Raw genomic sequence first — 16,088 nt, forward strand, 5'->3', positions numbered from 1 at the left:
AGGAAGAAGAACTGCGGCATCATATAAAGATCAGCTAATAAAATAGATACATCAAATTGCTAGCTAGAAGAACTCGAGGCTTACGCGGAACATTTGCTCCACATGCTTGATAGCATCGGCGGTCGCAAAGATCACAACACGGTCTTTCGGCTTGATGCGAACATTGCCATTGGGCTGGATAACCTGACCGTCGCGATAGATTGCGCCGATTCGCAGGCCTTCCGGCAGATCGAGATCGCGCAGAGGCGCACCGACCAGCGACGACGTCTCAAGCGCTTCCGCCTCAATGATTTCCGCCATGTCCCGATAGACACTATAGACGGCACGGATACGACCACGCCGGACATGCTGCAATATCTTCGATACGGTAACGGCTTTCGGATTGATATAGGCGTCAATCCCCACCATGTGGGTGAAATCCTGATACGCAACCGTATTGATCAAAGCCATATTGGCCTTACAGCCAAGGCGCTTGGCCATGATACTGGAGAGGATATTGACCTGATCCTGATTGGTCAGCGCCACAAAAAGATCGGCGTCCTCGATATCGGCTTCCTGCAAAAGTGCCTGGTCAAGCGCACTGCCATGCAGAACCATGGTCCGGTTGAGCTGGTCGGCAATCGCGAAGGCGCGCTCGTGCTCGCTCTCGATCATCTTGATACGCGTCTGCCACTTACGCTCTTCAATAGCCTTGGCGACATAAAGCCCGATATTACCACCGCCGGCGATGACAATACGATGCGCTTCCGGCTTCTCATGCCCGAACAATGACAGCGTTCTGCGGACCTGCTCACGGGTCGTGACGACATAGGCAAGATCACCGGCATGTAGTTGATCGTTGGAGCGTGGAATAAACAGGCTACCATTGCGCACAACGCCCACGACTGTCGCAGCCAGTCCAGGAAAAAGGTCGGACAGCTGTTTCAGCGGCGTATTGATAACCGGGCATTCTTCCAGACATTCGATGGCGAGACCGATGATCTTATCATCGGCAAATCGCAGCACATCGGTCGCGCCCTGTAAGGCGATGCGCCGCAAAACCACTTCACCGACCTCAAGCTCCGGCGAGATAATCACATCAATGGGCAGGTTTTCGCGCAGGAACAGGTCCTGATATTCGGCCTTGAGATAAGACTGTGCGCGAATGCGCGCAATCTTGGTCGGCACATTGAAAACCGAATGCGCCACCTGACAGGCCACCATGTTGACTTCGTCAGACAGCGTCACCGCAATAATCATATCGGCTTCGTTGGCACCGGCGGCGGCGAGCACATCCGGTTGCGAGCCATGGCCGACGAAGCCACGCACATCCAGTGTGTCGCGGACAATCTCGATATGGCGCGCGGACGTATCAATGACGGAGACGTCATTTTCTTCGGCAGCAAGCCGCTCGGCAATACCATAGCCGACCTGCCCTGCTCCGCATACGATTACACGCATATCATCCCGCCTACTTGAATATTAAACGCCGAGCGACTTCAGCTTGCGATGCAATGCCGAGCGTTCCATGCCGACAAATTCAGCCGTACGCGAGATATTGCCACCAAAGCGATTGATCTGCGCGATGAGATACTCCTTCTCGAAACGCTCGCGCGCCTCACGCAACGGCAATGCCATGATGTGCTGATCGGATTCAGTCGGCGCGCGCGGCAGCGTGTCGCCAATTTCTGCAGGCAGAAGATCAGCGGTTACAGGTGCTTCCGGATCATCGCCACGCGCCAGAATCATCAGGCGTTCAACATTGTTACGCAGCTGGCGAATATTGCCCGGCCAGCTATGCGCCTGCAGAACTGCCATGGCGTCAGATCCGATTTTGCGCGGCTTGATACCGGCCTGCTCGGCAATCTGAGTCATGAAATACTCGACCAGCGATGGAATGTCTTCGCGGCGCGCTGCAAGCGGTGGCACATGCACAGGCACCACAGAAAGGCGATGGAAAAGGTCTTCGCGGAAAGTACCCTCGGCAATCATGCCTTCAAGGTTCTGTGCCGTAGAGGAAATGATGCGGACATCCACCTTCACGCGCTTGGTTCCGCCAACGCGTTCAAACTGCTGATCGACGAGAACGCGTAAAATCTTGTTCTGCGTTTCGCGCGGCATGTCGGCGACTTCATCGAGATAAAGAATGCCGCCATGCGCTTCTTCAAGCGCACCGACCTTGCGTTCACCACCATCCATTTCAGTGCCGAAAAGCTCGATTTCCATACGCTCCGGCGTAATGGTTGCAGCATTCACGGTAACAAACGGGCCATTGGCGCGGCTCGATTGCGCATGAATGGCGCGTGCCGCCAGCTCTTTACCAGCACCCGAAGGGCCAGTGATCATAATGCGGCTATTGGTTGGTGCAACGCGCTCTATGGTCTGGCGCAGCTGGTTGATCGCAAGTGACGCGCCAATCAGTTCCATACTGTTACCGCCGCGCTTGCGCAGATTGGAAACCTCACGCTTCAGCTTCGACGTTTCCAGCGCACGTTCAGCAACCAGAATAAGACGATCCGCCTTGAAAGGCTTTTCGATAAAATCATAAGCACCGCGGCGGATCGCAGACACAGCCGTTTCAATATTGCCGTGACCGGAAATCATCACCACTGGCAGATCGGGATGCTGCTTCTTGATTTCATCGAGCAGCGCAAGACCATCAAGGCGGCTGCCCTGCAACCAGATATCGAGAAACACCAACCGTGGCACGCGATCATCAATCGCCGCAAGCGCACTATCGGCATCAAAGGCTGTGCGGGTTTCATAGCCTTCGTCGCTGAGGATACCTGCAACGAGTTCCCGAATATCCGCTTCGTCATCAACTACAAGAATATCGGCTGCCATATCAGTTCACCTGTCCAATTATCTCGTTTCCGGGATTTCCCTCTTCCGCACCGGATGGACCGGCGGAAACCTCAGGAAAGATCATACGTATCATTGCGCCACGTCCTCCGTGGAAATCTGCTGGCGCATCATGCAATTCCAAATGTCCGCCGTGGTCTTCCACGATCTTGCGGACGATAGCGAGGCCAAGGCCCGTGCCTTTTTCTCGCGTCGTCATATAAGGCTCCAGAAGCTTCTGACGATCATCACCCGGCAGACCTTTGCCGTTATCGATGACATCGACGATCAGGTTCCCGTCCGCCTTCATTGAGCGCACAAGAATATGCCCCTCGCCGCGCTCTTCCTTGGGCACAGCATCAATTGCTTCACTGGCATTCTTGATGACGTTGCCAAATGCCTGACCGAGCAAGCGGCTATCAAACGAACCAATCAGCTTTTCAGAACCATATTCATTGGCGAACTGAATATCCTGACGGCTGACTTCAATGAGGAACGATGCTTCCCGCAGCGCCTCGCGCATATCCATGGCCTTCATTTCAGGCTTGGGCATACGCGCAAAAGCGGAGAATTCATCGACCATACGACCAATATCGCCAACCTGACGAATGATCGTGTCGGTGCATTGATCGAAGACTTCGCGATCCTCGGTAATCACCTTGCCATAACGACGACGAATGCGTTCAGCCGAAAGCTGGATCGGTGTGAGCGGGTTTTTGATCTCATGTGCAATGCGGCGCGCAACATCAGCCCATGCAGACGAACGCTGTGCTTGAACAAGATCGGTAATGTCATCAACGGTGACGACATAAGAGTGATCGTCGGATTCCGCATCCTCAACAGTTACCTGCACGTTGAAGGTACGCGCAACACCGCCACGAGTCATGCTGACCTGCTCGCGATGAACAGTACGACCCGTCGTGCGGGCAACTTCAAAAGCCTGTCCGATTTCAGGAGCAATGCTGCTTAGGCTCTTGCCGATTGCATCCTCTGAGCTGACCCCGAACATATGCTCCGCAGAGCGATTGAGGATCGAAATCGAGCCATCCGTTTCGATGCCGATAACACCGGCTGTAACGCCCGAAAGCACGGCTTCGGAGAAGCGACGGCGTTCATCGATCTGGTCTTTCGCCGACAGAAGTTCGTTACGCTGGCTCTTAAGCTCGGCGACCATGTTGTTGAAGGTGCCCGAAAGCGCACCAACGTCACCATCCGACGAGCGTACCGGCACAGAAATATCGAGATTGCCAGCAGCCACATCATCAGCAGCGCCAATCAGCAGCCTGATCGGGCGCACCAGACGGTCAGCAACGGCAATACCGGTCCAAATAGCCGACAACAGAACAATGAGAGTCAGACCAAAATAGAGAAGCGCAAAAGCGATCTGGGTCGGAATGCGCGTAGCGTCCATCTCCTGATAGCGTTCTGTATTGGCTTTCATCAGACGCATTGCGTCCAATATCTGCTGATCGATAGCCCGAACCGTGTAAAGATACAGATCCGGTATTTCGCGCATCTTGATAACCGCGCCGACAAAGTTCAGGTCGCCCGGGGGAATGATAACCGGCTTACCGTCAGAGGCTGTTTGCAGAGCATCTTCGGTAGGAGGTGGAAGTCGTGTTTCCACACCAGTTTCGCTTTTAACGATAACGGTGCCGTCTTCACGAACCAGAAATGCACCAAGCAGCCCGCGGCCACCGGCTTGCAGCGTCATATAGCGGATGAACCCGCCCCTATCGAGACTGTAAAGCGTGCGTTGAGCATCAAGCTCCTGCAGCATCGAAAAAGAGGTGCTCTGCAAGTTAAGTGCCGTGTCGCGGAGATAGGAATCGGCCAAACTCTGCGACGAACTCACGATATCGCGTGTATTCGTATCAAACCACCGATCAAGTCCGAGATTAAGCGTCACGGAAGCGACAATTGCCACCACGATTGCCGGAACAGCCGCAATCAATGAGAACAGCGCGACAATGCGGACATGCAGACGAGAAGCTGCTTTTCCCGATCTGCGAGCCGATACGATACGGAAAATCTCGCGGCAAATCAGCAGGATAAGAAAAACAATCAGCGCAACATTGACGATAACCAACGCAATCGTCACGTTGCGATCAGGCGTGATTGGCGTGATACCGATGAGGATGGCAAAAGAAATTGACGCTGTAACCAGCGCCAACACAACGGTAATGATACCGGGCAATGCAAGAAGCCTGCGCCCCTCACCGCCTTGCGATGATCGCCCCACCTTATCCATATCCGTCGTCAGATTCGCTGTATTCATGTTAACCATGTTACCCAATAGCGTTGCATCTATGCAACGCATTGTGGCGAAAATGCAACGATTGTTTACAGCTTAAATGAGACTTCGCGAAACTGTGAGCGGTCTTACTGCCCGGTTTTTACTGCTTTGTGCCCCGATAGATGTTCACGCCAAGCTCTCTGATCTTCTTACGCAACGTATTGCGATTAAGTCCAAGAATCTCTGCAGCCTTGATCTGATTACCCCGCGTTGCGGTCAGACAAGCAAGAATCAGCGGATACTCCAGTTCCGCCAGCACGCGATGATAAAGCCCTGGTGGGGGCAAATCAGCACCAAACGATGCGAAGTATCGCTGCATATTCTGCTCAACGACCTGCGATATGGTGATGTTTTCAATGTCGCCCGCAACCGCAATTGGAATATCAGGCTTTGAAAGCTCTGACTTCAGCTCGGTCTCGATGATTTCCGGTGAAATCTCATCCTGCGGATAAAGTGCTGAAAGCCTGCGCACGAGATTTTCGAGTTCGCGCACGTTACCCGGCCACGGATAGCGACGCATCATTTCAATGCCAGCGGGCGTAATGCGTTTCTCTGGCAGGCCTTCTTCGGCAGCGCGCTTGAAGAAATGACGAACCAGATCAGGCACATCTTCGCTGCGCTCACGAAGCGGCGGCAAGCGCAGTGGCACGACATTCAGACGATAATAAAGGTCTTCGCGAAACAGACCCTGTGCGATGAGCTGGCGCAAATCCTTGTTGGTTGCGGCCACGATGCGCACATCGGTCTTGATGGGCGTGCGGCCACCGACCGTCATATATTCGCCCTGCTGCAACACGCGCAGCAAGCGCGTCTGCGCTTCCATCGGCATGTCGCCGATTTCGTCAAGGAACAGCGTACCGCCATTGGCCTGTTCAAAACGTCCGCTTGAACGGTTCTGTGCGCCGGTAAAGGCACCTTTTTCATGGCCAAACAGTTCGGATTCGATCAGATCGCGTGGAATTGCAGCCATATTGATGGCAACAAACGGTCCTTTGCGACGGCGCCCATATTCATGCAACGCGCGCGCGACCAGTTCCTTGCCTGTGCCCGACTCACCTGTGACCATCATGGTCAGGTCGGTTTGCATCATGCGGGCCAAGACGCGATAGATTTCCTGCATGGCGGGCGAACGGCCAACGAGTGGCATATTTTCAGCCTGCTCATCCTGCAACACGGCAGCTGGTTTATGCTTTGGCTCTGAAAGCGCACGACCAACAATATTGATGAGCTCTGTCAGATCGAATGGCTTTGGCAGATATTCATAAGCTCCCGCTTCCGAAGCCCGGATCGCGGTCATGAATGTATTTTGCGCGCTCATCACCACAATCGGCAGATCGGGACGCATTTTCTTGATGCGCGGCAGCAGATCAAACGCATTTTCGTCTGGCATATTGACGTCGGTAATCACCAGATCGCCATCGCCAGCTGCCACCCAACGCCACAGCGAGGTCGCGTTGGATGTAACCCGAACATCGTAGCCAGCACGCGAAAGTGCCTGATTGAGCACTGTGCGAATTGCAGCATCGTCATCCGCAACGAGAATCGTACCTGTCGGACGTCCGGCAATCATGCGTTATCTCCTGTCTTTGCAGACATGCTTGGGCTCTTGGAGCCCGTGTTATCAGCAGAACTTTTCCATGCAGGCATGAGAATGCGGAACGTAGTGCGCAATGGATGACTATCGCACTCGATCACACCGCCATGATCTCCAATGATTTTGGCCACAAGCGCCAGTCCGAGACCTGACCCGTTGGTCTTGGTCGTCACAAACGGATCAAACAGGTGCGGCAGCATATCTTCCGGCACGCCCGGACCATTATCATGGACGCAGAACTCAAGCGGCAGCGCAACACGGTCACTGGCACCCGGCACTTGCAGGCGAATACCCGGACGATAAGCCGTCGAGAGCGTGATCTCGGCACCTTCACGGTCGCCAAGCGCCTCAGCAGCATTTTTCACCAGATTGAGAAAAACCTGCACAAGCTGATCGCGATTGGCATAAACCGGCGGCAGCGACGGGTCATATTCCTCGACAAAGCGGATATGCCGCGCGAAACCGTTTCGCGCCAACGTCTTCACATGATCCAGCACCGAATAGATATTGACCGCCGTGCGCTCGATAGGCCGCTCATCGGAAAACACTTCCATACGATCAACGAGCTTCACGATGCGATCGGTTTCATCGGTAATCAACCGTGCCAATGCGCGGTCTTCATCACCCACCACCTGTTCAAGCAGTTGAGCGGCCCCGCGAATGCCTGAAAGCGGGTTCTTGATCTCATGCGCCAGCATGGAAGCAAGCCCCGTCACCGAACGTGCGGCTCCGCGATGGGTCATCTGACGGTCGATCTTCTCCGCCATGGTCTTTTCTTTAAACAGAATAACCACAGCACCCGGCGTTTCGATGACCGGTGCCACGTAAAGATCGACAATGCGTTCGGCACCGAGTTTCGGCGATGAAATATCGACGCGATACTCGTTCACCGGAACCTGAGCGGTGCGAACCTGATCGACAAGAGCCAGCAATGGGCTTCCGAAAGGCAGAAAAGATTCAAGACGGTTACGCGCCAGAATGGACGAACCTGAGCGGAAAAACTGCTCCGCATCCATATTGGCATAAACAATACGATTGTCGGCGCTGACCATAATGACAGGCTGATTGATTGCATCCAGAATGATTGCTGGAATGCCGTTCGTTTCACCTCTAACGCCCATCACGCGACCTTTCTGTCTGCTTCACGCAGAAAAACGCGGGTCAATGCCGCGATAACCGCTTCCGGATCGATGAGCGTCATGATTTCAGCCTTGTCTGCGGGAGAAAATGCTTCGACTGCATGGCGATCCAGATACCAGCCAAGATGCTTTCTTGAATGGCGAATACCCGTCTTGCTGCCATAATGGTCGAGCATATCTTCGTAATGTCTTATAATATAAGAAAGAATGCCATCTTCCGACCGCGGTGCGAAATCGCTGCCTGCGATCAAGCCTGCAAGCCAGGGCTGACCATAGGACGCACGTCCGACCATCACGGCATCAGCGCCTGAGCGACGCAGCAATTCTTCCGCATCTTCGCGTGACGACACATCGCCATTGGCGATCAATGGAATCTTCACGACATCGCGCACCGCATGAATGGCGTCCCAGTCGGCTGTGCCTTCATAAAACTGGCAACGTGTGCGTCCATGAACCGTCACCATCGCAATACCCGCATCTTCGGCACGCTTTGCAAGCTCCGGTGCGTTGATACTGTTTTCGTCCCAGCCAAGACGCATTTTCAGCGTAACTGGCACTTTCACGGCATTAACGGTTGCTTCAACCAACGTCATGGCATGATCGAGATCTCGCATAAGGGCTGAACCGGAATAGCCGCCCGTCACTTTCTTGGCAGGGCAGCCCATATTGATGTCGATAATATCCGCGCCCTCGCCCTCGGCGATGATGGCTGCTTCGCCCATCCAGTGCGCTTCGCGGCCTGCAAGCTGCACGACATGCGTGCCAAGCCCTTCGCCGGATAAGCGCAACATGCTTTCCTTATGGCGATTGCAGAGTTCAGCACTTGCCACCATTTCCGAAACAACCATGCCCGCACCAGCCTCGGCGGCGCGCTTTCGGAACGGAAGATCGGAAACGCCCGACATGGGCGCGAGAAATACGCGATTTGGCAGTGTCACACCGCGTATATTCAGAGGTTGTTCAAGGGTAGTCACCAAGAAATGCCCATTTGATGTGCATGATGCAATTAGCACACACTTTAATCACTCAATGCATTGAACGCAAGGAAAAGCGCGTAGCTGCGATGATAAATCGATTGCCGTCTGGCAATTATTTGCGCAAGGCATTATTCCGCATGTAACTAGATGAATCTTTTGGCGAAGGCGACCGACATTTCACGGGCAGCAGCAGTCATCGTAGCCGCAGGACGCGGCGAACGGGCGGGACAAAGCACTGAAGGGCCGAAGCAATATCGGCGGATCGGCGGCGAAGCAGTGCTTTCGCGCACGCTGCGTGCTTTTGCGCATTGCGCTGAGATCGATCAGATCATCGTGGTCATCCATGCTGATGATGCGGCGCTTTATGAAAATGCCATCACCGAATATTATGAGAATGTGCGCGTTGTCACCGGTGGTCCGACGCGACAGGAATCCACGCGACTTGGATTGCTGGCGCTCAACAAGAACGCCCCTGACTATGTCCTCATCCATGATGGTGTGCGTCCATTCATTGAGCAGGATTTGCTTGCGCGCATATTCGACAATCTGACACCGCAGGAAGGCGTGCTGCCTGCCCTTGCCGTTTCGGACACGCTGAAGCAATCGGCCAGTGATGGCACTGTTAGAACGACTGTCCCTCGTGCTGGTCTTTTTGCAGCACAGACGCCGCAGGCCTTTCCATTTAACCCGATCCTGGACGCCCACGAAAAAGCTTATCTCAGCGGCCGCTCGGATTTTACCGACGATGCCTCGATTGCGGAAGCTTATGGACTTTCCGTGCGTATCATCGAGGGTTCGGCAGACAATACCAAACTCACATGGGCCAAAGATATTGAAATGGCCGACAAACGCTTGAGGCATGGCATGACTTCATTTCCAGATATCCGCACCGGCAATGGCTATGACGTTCACAGTTTCGAGCCGGGCGACCACGTCACGCTTTGCGGCGTGGCCATTCCGCACGACAGGAAACTGAACGGTCACTCGGATGCCGACGTGGCCCTCCACGCACTGACCGATGCCCTGCTTGCCACACGCGGCGCAGGCGATATTGGCACACATTTCCCGCCTTCCGATCCGCAGTGGAAGGGTGCTGCATCGCATATCTTTGTTGAACATGCGGTCAAGATCGTGCGTGAAGCCGGTGGTCGTATCGCCAACGCAGATGTGACGATCATCGCTGAAGAACCTAAGATTGGTCCGCATCGCCCGGCAATGATGGAAGCCATGGCCAATATGCTCGGCATTTCGCATGACCGTGTTTCCGTCAAAGCGACCACCAACGAGAAAATGGGCTTTGTTGGTCGCGGCGAAGGCATTGCTGCTATCGTTACGGCAACAGTCATCTATCCCGGTGAAGTTCCTGCCTATGAGGTTCCAGAATGACACTTGTTGCGGAAACCCAGGCCATCGACGTACTCAACGCTTGCCGCAAACACGGCATCATGATTGCGACAGCAGAATCCTGCACAGGCGGGCTTATCGCGGCAGCACTCACCGATATTGCAGGTTCATCCGATGTGGTGGATCGCGGCTTTGTAACCTACTCCAATGAAGCCAAGAATGAGATGATCGGTGTCCCGATGGAACTGATCAACCAGGTGGGTGCGGTTTCAAAAGACGTGGCAATAGCTATGGCAGAAGGCGCGCTGAACAATTCACGCGCTGGCATCAGCATTGCCGTTACCGGTATTGCCGGCCCCGGTGGCGGGTCAGCAGAAAAGCCGGTCGGTCTCGTGCACATTGCCAGCGCGCGCAAAGGTTTTGCCACGCTACACAAAGAATGCCGTTTTGGTGAAAAGTCACGCGAAGACATTCGGCATGAAACCGTGCTTTCTGCGCTGGCACTGGTCCTTGAGGCGCTGAACTCTAAAGCCTAAGCCAGACCGTAAATCGCGTCAGCACGCTTCTCAAAGGCTTCTGAGAACTTGCGGAAAGCCAGATCGAACATTGATCCCATCAGCAGCCCAAGCGTGCGACTTTTGAATTCATAATCGATGAAGAATTCGACGTCACATTCATAACCATCGCTAACCGGCTTAAATGTCCAGCGATTGTCGAGATAGCGGAACGGGCCATCGACATATTTCACGTCGATGACGTTTTCGTCCGGCTTCAGAAGCACCTGGCTGGTGAATGTCTCGCGGATCAGCTTATAGCCAACCGTCATGTCGGCGATCAAAAGCGTCTTGCCCTCCCGCTCCTTTCGGGAGCGAATTGAGAGTGCTTCGCACATCGGCAGGAATTGCGGATATTTTTCAACATCCGATACCAGGGCAAACATCTGGTCTGCCCTGTGATGAACGCGTCTGACATTCGTAAATTGCGGCATGCGAACTTAAGCCTGTGCTGCAACCTGCGCTTCGCGAGCAGCCTTGAGCTTTGCGAAATCGTCACCGGCATGGTGCGATGAACGCGTCAGCGGGCTGGACGCAACGAGCGCAAAGCCCTTGGTACGACCAATTGTCTCGAAAGACTTGAATTCGTCTGGCGTTACGAAACGGATCACCGGATGGTGCTTGCGGGTTGGCTGGAGATACTGACCGATGGTCATGAAATCTACCTCAGCAGAACGAAGGTCGTCCATCAGCTGAAGGATTTCGTTCCGCTCTTCGCCAAGACCAACCATGATGCCGGACTTCGTGAAGATTGTCGGGTCGAGTTCCTTCACGCGCTGCAACAGGCGGATCGAATGGAAATAACGAGCCCCCGGACGAACCTTGAGATATTTCGACGGAACCGTTTCCAGATTGTGATTGAACACGTCAGGGCGTGCCTTGACCACGACCTCAAGCGCGCCTTCCTTGCGAAGGAAGTCTGGCGTAAGGATTTCAATCGTCGTCTTCGGGGTCGCCGCGCGGATCGCGCGAATAACTTCGGCAAAATGCTGTGCGCCGCCATCGGCCAGATCGTCACGGTCAACAGAGGTAATAACGACGTGGGTAAGGCCCATCTGCTTGACAGCCTTAGCGACATTTTCCGGCTCATTTGGATCAAGAGCCGTTGGGATACCGGTCGATACGTTACAGAAAGCACAGGCGCGGGTGCAGATTTCGCCCATGATCATGAAGGTCGCGTGCTTCTTTTCCCAGCACTCGCCAATGTTCGGGCAACCTGCTTCTTCGCAAACGGTAACAAGCTTGTTCGAGCGGACGATCTCGCGCGTCTCGTTATAGCCGCGAGAAACCGGGGCCTTGACGCGGATCCAGTCCGGCTTCTTCAGAATTTCGGTGTCTGGACGGTGAGCCTTTTCAGGGTGCCGCTGACGTCTCTGGTTCACTGTATCGAGAACTGTAACCATGCTGTTTCCTGCCTATCTGAAACAAATGCCTGAGAGCTGATCTGTTCCAATAATGGGTAGACCCCTGACTTAACGCTTGCCCTAACAATTTGATACGCTGCAATGCAATGGCATTTGCTGCGGCTTACCGTCTCGCTGCCATACCTAATGCTCTGAAAACCAGCGCCCAGATGAGGCCAAACAGAAAGCCGCCTAATCCGAGAGCGAATGTCAGTATCCAGACGCCGTACCAGCCAGCGATAGCCATTCCGTTGACCGATATGGTGTTTCCGCCGAGCAAGCTCAAGCTTCCTGCCAGAAAGCCTAAAGCAAGACCGCCTGTCGTACACCATTTAATCATGGGCCAAGCGGCACGCCGCCATGGCCCTCCATTATCAATCAGCGGAATGAGTTCACTCCTTTAAGAGCGTTTCCTCGTGAATTGAATTCAAAGTTTGAAAACCGACATTTGCACAACACTTGTTGTGAAGAGGTGCAAATGTCGGAATCAGATCTCTGAATTACATATTCAGCGCGCGGCCATATGCATCCAGTACGCTTTCCTTCATCGTTTCGGAAATCGTTGGATGCGGGAAGACCGAGTGCATCAGTTCTTCTTCAGTGGTTTCAAGGTTCATCGCAACGACGAAGCCCTGAATAAGTTCGGTCACTTCGGCACCAACAAGATGCGCGCCCAGCAGCTGTCCGGTCTTCTTGTCGAAGATCGTCTTGACCAGTCCCTGATCTTCACCAAGTGCAATCGCTTTACCGTTTGCTACAAATGGGAAACGACCGACACGAATGTCGAGGCCTTTTTCCTTTGCCTTGGCTTCAGTCAAACCAACCGATGCAACCTGTGGGTTACAATAGGTGCAGCCTGGGACCATATTGCGGTCAAGCGGATGAACATTTGGCAGACCTGCAATCTTTTCAACGCAGATAACAGCTTCATGCTCAGCCTTGTGAGCCAGCATCGGCGGTCCAGCAACGTCACCAATCGCATAAATGCCGTCAACATTGGTCTTGCAATAAGCGTCGATGGCAATGCAGCCACGATCAGTCTTAACGCCAAGTGCTTCAAGACCGATATTCTCGATATTGCCCTGAACGCCAACAGCCGAAATCATGCGATCAACGGTGAGTGTCTGAACCTTACCATCCTTGGTTTCGATATGAGCGGTCACATTGTTTGCGCCCTTCTCAACTTTGGAAACCTTGGCTTCGGTGATGATCTTGAGACCGCGTTTTTCGAGCTGCTTGCGTGCGAAAGCCGAAATTTCCGCATCTTCAACAGGCATGATCTGCGACATCAGTTCAACGACGGTAACATCAACGCCCATGTCGTTATAGAACGAGGCAAACTCAATGCCGATTGCGCCCGAACCCATGACCAGCATGGTTTTCGGCAGTTCCTGCGGCACCATCGCTTCAAAGTAAGTCCAGATCAGCTTGCCATCTGGCTCAATGCCTGGAAGCGCACGCGGACGCGCACCTGTTGCAACGATGATGTGCTTAGCCTTGTAAGTGCCTTCGCCAAGCGTGTTCTTCGGCTGAGGTGCCTGTGGCAGCATCGGCGCCTTGGAAGTCTTGGAAACGACGATTTCACCCGGCTTGGAAAGCTTTGCTTCGCCCCAGATCACATCGATCTTGTTCTTCTTCATCAGGAAGCCGACGCCACCGTTCATGCGCTCGGCAATGCCGCGCGAACGGGAAACAACAGCCTTGATATCGGCAGTGATTGAACCTTCAAGCTTCAGACCATAATTTTTGGCATGATCAGCGAGGTGCTTCACTTCAGCCGAACGCAGAAGCGCTTTGGTCGGGATACAACCCCAGTTGGAGCAGATGCCAGCGAGATGTTCGCGCTCTACAACAGCCGTCTTGAGCCCGAGCTGTGCTGCGCGGATCGCCGCAACATAGCCTCCAGGACCGGATCCGATAACAATAACGTCGTAAGTGTCGGCCATATTGTTCCTGCCTTTGCTCAGTTCACATTCCGGGTAAGCAATACCCAGTCATGAACTTTGTCCTGCCCGATACGCTTCACAGCTTCGAGCCGTTCCATTTCTTCAAATCCATAACCGCGATAAAGCGAAAGCGCTACGCTATTATGGCTTTCTGTTATCAGGCTGAGACTGGCGTTCCCGCTCAGTTTTGCCTGCTCGATTTCATTTGCAACGAGTGCGCGACCGATGCTCTTGCCACGAAATTTCTGATAAACGGCAACGCTGTCTATAAAACGGCTGCCGATCACCTTGCATTGAAGTGCAATAATTTGAGCCAGAACCTCGTTCTGTGGCTTTAGCTCATGCAAGCTTTCGTCCAGAGTAAAACCGATGGATAATCCAGCTGTAACGCCATCCCACTCGGCGATGGTCGTTCCTTGCCAGCCCTCCATGCCAGCTTCCTGCATCTGACGTAAGCCCGCCTCCATCACGGTCTCAGCGTCGCAATCATGCATAACACTTTGCCACAACCAATGTGCGAAGCCATGAGAAGAGATATCGACCAAAATGGCTATCTCGGCAGCATCATGGCGTTCAGCCGGGCGAAGTTTAAGTAGTCCTGCCATTTTCAAAACCTCAAGCGCCGCATTCTGAGAATGCGGCGCATTTAAAGGCCATCCAATCAGACCAGCATACCCATCGGGTTTTCGATGTGACGCTTGAAGGCCTGTGCAAGTTCAGCGGCCAGAGCACCATCGACGGCACGGTGATCGGTGGAAAGGGTCACGGACATAACCGTCGCAACCTTGATTTCACCGTTCTTGACCACTGCGCGCTGTTCGCCCGCACCGATTGCGAAGATCGTCGCATGTGGTGGGTTGATGATTGCTGCAAAGTCCTTCACGCCGAACATGCCGAGGTTGGACACAGAGGTCGAACCACCCTGATATTCATCAGGCTTGAGCTTGCGATCACGCGCACGCTTGGCAAGATCCTTCATCTCGTTGGAGATGGCGGACAGCGTTTTGGATTCCGACTGACGCACGATTGGCGTAATCAGACCGCCAGGGATCGACACAGCAACGCCGACATCCGCACGCTTGTGCTTAATCATGCCGCCTTCAGTCCAGGAGACATTGGCTTCAGGAATGTCACGCAGCGCAAGAGCAACAGCCTTGATCACCAGATCGTTGACAGAAAGCTTGTAGGCCGGAACCTCACCCTTCTCCGTCTTGGTCAGCGGTGCAGCCGAATTGATCTGCGAACGGAGAGCCAGAAGCGCATCGAGTTCGCAATCGATCGTCAGATAGAAATGCGGAACAGTCTGCTTCGATTCAACCAGGCGGCGTGCAATGGTCTTGCGCATACCGTCGTGAGGAACGATTTCGTATGTACCTTCCTCAAAGAGCTTGAGGATGGCATCATCCGACTGAGGCTTCGGAGCCGATGCAGCTGCCTGCGGTGCAGCGGATGCTGCTTTCGCTCCGCCGGACTTAATTGCAGCTTCAACGTCACGCTGAACGACACGGCCATGAGGGCCAGTGCCTTTTACAGCGGAGACATCAACGCCTGCATCCTTGGCGATGCGACGAGCAAGCGGCGATGCGAAAACGCGGTCGCCCTTGTTCTCGGCACTCTTGGCTGCTGCCGGAGCAGCTGCTGGGGCTTCAGCCTTTGCAGGAGCCGCGGTTGCAACTTCCTTCTTTGGCTCTTCCTTAGCTGCTTCTGCCTTTGGTGCAGGAGCGGAATCGCCGCCTTTAGCTGCTTCTGCAACATCCTCGCCGTCTTCGGCGAGGATTGCGATCAGCGCGTTAACCTTGACGCCTTCGGTTCCAGCAGGAACGACGAGCTTGGCAACAACACCTTCATCGACAGCTTCGACTTCCATCGTCGCCTTGTCGGTTTCGATCTCAGCGATCACATCGCCGGACGTAACCTTGTCGCCTTCTTTGACCAGCCACTTGGAGAGATTGCCCTCTTCCATAGTTGGCGAAAGTGCTGGCATGGTGATTTTAATCGGCATGTCCAGTACCTCC

General features: G+C 54.0%; 14 protein-coding genes. 2 read left to right on the plus strand and 12 right to left on the minus strand.

All coding sequences use genetic code 11. The features are described 5' to 3' along the window. Positions 1 to 63 precede the first annotated feature (63 nt). From trkA to dusB, 6 genes are all read right to left on the minus strand, one after another. The gene (trkA, locus tag CEV34_RS00670) at positions 64 to 1,440 is read right to left on the minus strand and encodes a Trk system potassium transporter TrkA (RefSeq protein WP_007875115.1); all 1,377 of its coding nucleotides are present in this window, start codon (positions 1,438 to 1,440) and stop codon (positions 64 to 66) included. Positions 1,441 to 1,461: 21 nt separating this feature from the next. Next, entirely contained in the window at positions 1,462 to 2,823 is a 1,362-nt protein-coding gene (ntrX, locus tag CEV34_RS00675) for a nitrogen assimilation response regulator NtrX (RefSeq protein ID WP_007875116.1), read from the minus strand. A gap of 1 nt (position 2,824) precedes the next feature. Continuing rightward, complete coding sequence (locus CEV34_RS00680; protein ID WP_007875117.1) at positions 2,825 to 5,140, minus strand: sensor histidine kinase NtrY-like; 2,316 nt, start codon at positions 5,138 to 5,140, stop codon at positions 2,825 to 2,827. Between the two features lie 76 nt (positions 5,141 to 5,216). Then, on the minus strand, positions 5,217 to 6,686 hold the full coding sequence (gene ntrC / locus CEV34_RS00685; protein WP_007875118.1) for a nitrogen regulation protein NR(I): 1,470 nt from the start codon (positions 6,684 to 6,686) through the stop codon (positions 5,217 to 5,219). Further along, positions 6,683 to 7,831, minus strand: coding sequence for a two-component system sensor histidine kinase NtrB (locus tag CEV34_RS00690; RefSeq protein WP_007875120.1), 1,149 nt, complete (start codon positions 7,829 to 7,831; stop codon positions 6,683 to 6,685). The genes ntrC and CEV34_RS00690 overlap by 4 nt, the downstream gene beginning before the upstream one ends. Then, complete coding sequence (gene dusB / locus CEV34_RS00695) at positions 7,831 to 8,823, minus strand: tRNA dihydrouridine synthase DusB (RefSeq protein ID WP_171380118.1); 993 nt, start codon at positions 8,821 to 8,823, stop codon at positions 7,831 to 7,833. Before dusB ends, CEV34_RS00690 begins: the two co-directional genes overlap by 1 nt. A 150-nt stretch (positions 8,824 to 8,973) precedes the next feature. Between dusB and CEV34_RS00700 the strand changes: the two genes are divergently transcribed. After that, on the plus strand, positions 8,974 to 10,212 hold the full coding sequence (locus tag CEV34_RS00700; RefSeq protein ID WP_007875130.1) for a bifunctional 2-C-methyl-D-erythritol 4-phosphate cytidylyltransferase/2-C-methyl-D-erythritol 2,4-cyclodiphosphate synthase: 1,239 nt from the start codon (positions 8,974 to 8,976) through the stop codon (positions 10,210 to 10,212). Further along, positions 10,209 to 10,706: a CinA family protein gene (locus CEV34_RS00705; protein WP_007875131.1), complete on the plus strand. Its 498-nt coding sequence runs from the start codon at positions 10,209 to 10,211 to the stop codon at positions 10,704 to 10,706. The genes CEV34_RS00700 and CEV34_RS00705 overlap by 4 nt, the downstream gene beginning before the upstream one ends. Here the strand turns inward: CEV34_RS00705 and CEV34_RS00710 are convergent. The 6 genes from CEV34_RS00710 to CEV34_RS00735 form a co-directional block, all read right to left on the minus strand. Then, positions 10,703 to 11,158, minus strand: a complete 456-nt coding sequence (locus CEV34_RS00710; RefSeq protein WP_007875135.1) for a type II toxin-antitoxin system RatA family toxin — start codon at positions 11,156 to 11,158, stop codon at positions 10,703 to 10,705. The genes CEV34_RS00705 and CEV34_RS00710 overlap by 4 nt on opposite strands. A 6-nt stretch (positions 11,159 to 11,164) precedes the next feature. Further along, the gene (gene lipA, locus CEV34_RS00715) at positions 11,165 to 12,127 is read right to left on the minus strand and encodes a lipoyl synthase (protein ID WP_007875136.1); all 963 of its coding nucleotides are present in this window, start codon (positions 12,125 to 12,127) and stop codon (positions 11,165 to 11,167) included. A 124-nt stretch (positions 12,128 to 12,251) separates the two neighbouring features. Next, entirely contained in the window at positions 12,252 to 12,467 is a 216-nt protein-coding gene (locus tag CEV34_RS00720) for a hypothetical protein (protein ID WP_039859805.1), read from the minus strand. 160 nt (positions 12,468 to 12,627) lie between these two features. After that, the gene (gene lpdA / locus CEV34_RS00725; protein WP_007875138.1) at positions 12,628 to 14,073 is read right to left on the minus strand and encodes a dihydrolipoyl dehydrogenase; all 1,446 of its coding nucleotides are present in this window, start codon (positions 14,071 to 14,073) and stop codon (positions 12,628 to 12,630) included. Positions 14,074 to 14,090: 17 nt separating this feature from the next. Further along, positions 14,091 to 14,678 (minus strand): GNAT family N-acetyltransferase, encoded by a 588-nt coding sequence (locus CEV34_RS00730; protein ID WP_007875139.1) that lies wholly within the window; start codon positions 14,676 to 14,678, stop codon positions 14,091 to 14,093. A 56-nt stretch (positions 14,679 to 14,734) separates the two neighbouring features. Next, positions 14,735 to 16,075: a pyruvate dehydrogenase complex dihydrolipoamide acetyltransferase gene (locus CEV34_RS00735; RefSeq protein WP_007875140.1), complete on the minus strand. Its 1,341-nt coding sequence runs from the start codon at positions 16,073 to 16,075 to the stop codon at positions 14,735 to 14,737. Between the last annotated feature and the right edge of the window lie 13 nt (positions 16,076 to 16,088).

Origin of the sequence: Brucella pseudogrignonensis (assembly GCF_002252525.1) — a bacterium.
GTDB lineage: Bacteria > Pseudomonadota > Alphaproteobacteria > Rhizobiales > Rhizobiaceae > Brucella > Brucella pseudogrignonensis.

What these genes read in the sequence shown, in the direction of transcription:
- trkA (WP_007875115.1), bottom strand. Translation starts at nt 1,440, where the DNA reads ATGCGTGTAATCGTATGCGGAGCAGGGCAGGTCGGCTATGGTATTGCC.
- ntrX (WP_007875116.1), bottom strand. Translation starts at nt 2,823, where the DNA reads ATGGCAGCCGATATTCTTGTAGTTGATGACGAAGCGGATATTCGGGAA.
- CEV34_RS00680 (WP_007875117.1), bottom strand. Translation starts at nt 5,140, where the DNA reads ATGCGTTGCATAGATGCAACGCTATTGGGTAACATGGTTAACATGAAT.
- ntrC (WP_007875118.1), bottom strand. Translation starts at nt 6,686, where the DNA reads ATGATTGCCGGACGTCCGACAGGTACGATTCTCGTTGCGGATGACGAT.
- CEV34_RS00690 (WP_007875120.1), bottom strand. Translation starts at nt 7,831, where the DNA reads ATGGGCGTTAGAGGTGAAACGAACGGCATTCCAGCAATCATTCTGGAT.
- CEV34_RS00700 (WP_007875130.1), top strand. Translation starts at nt 8,974, where the DNA reads ATGAATCTTTTGGCGAAGGCGACCGACATTTCACGGGCAGCAGCAGTC.
- CEV34_RS00705 (WP_007875131.1), top strand. Translation starts at nt 10,209, where the DNA reads ATGACACTTGTTGCGGAAACCCAGGCCATCGACGTACTCAACGCTTGC.
- CEV34_RS00710 (WP_007875135.1), bottom strand. Translation starts at nt 11,158, where the DNA reads ATGCCGCAATTTACGAATGTCAGACGCGTTCATCACAGGGCAGACCAG.
- lipA (WP_007875136.1), bottom strand. Translation starts at nt 12,127, where the DNA reads ATGGTTACAGTTCTCGATACAGTGAACCAGAGACGTCAGCGGCACCCT.
- CEV34_RS00720 (WP_039859805.1), bottom strand. Translation starts at nt 12,467, where the DNA reads ATGATTAAATGGTGTACGACAGGCGGTCTTGCTTTAGGCTTTCTGGCA.
- lpdA (WP_007875138.1), bottom strand. Translation starts at nt 14,073, where the DNA reads ATGGCCGACACTTACGACGTTATTGTTATCGGATCCGGTCCTGGAGGC.
- CEV34_RS00730 (WP_007875139.1), bottom strand. Translation starts at nt 14,678, where the DNA reads ATGGCAGGACTACTTAAACTTCGCCCGGCTGAACGCCATGATGCTGCC.
- CEV34_RS00735 (WP_007875140.1), bottom strand. Translation starts at nt 16,075, where the DNA reads ATGCCGATTAAAATCACCATGCCAGCACTTTCGCCAACTATGGAAGAG.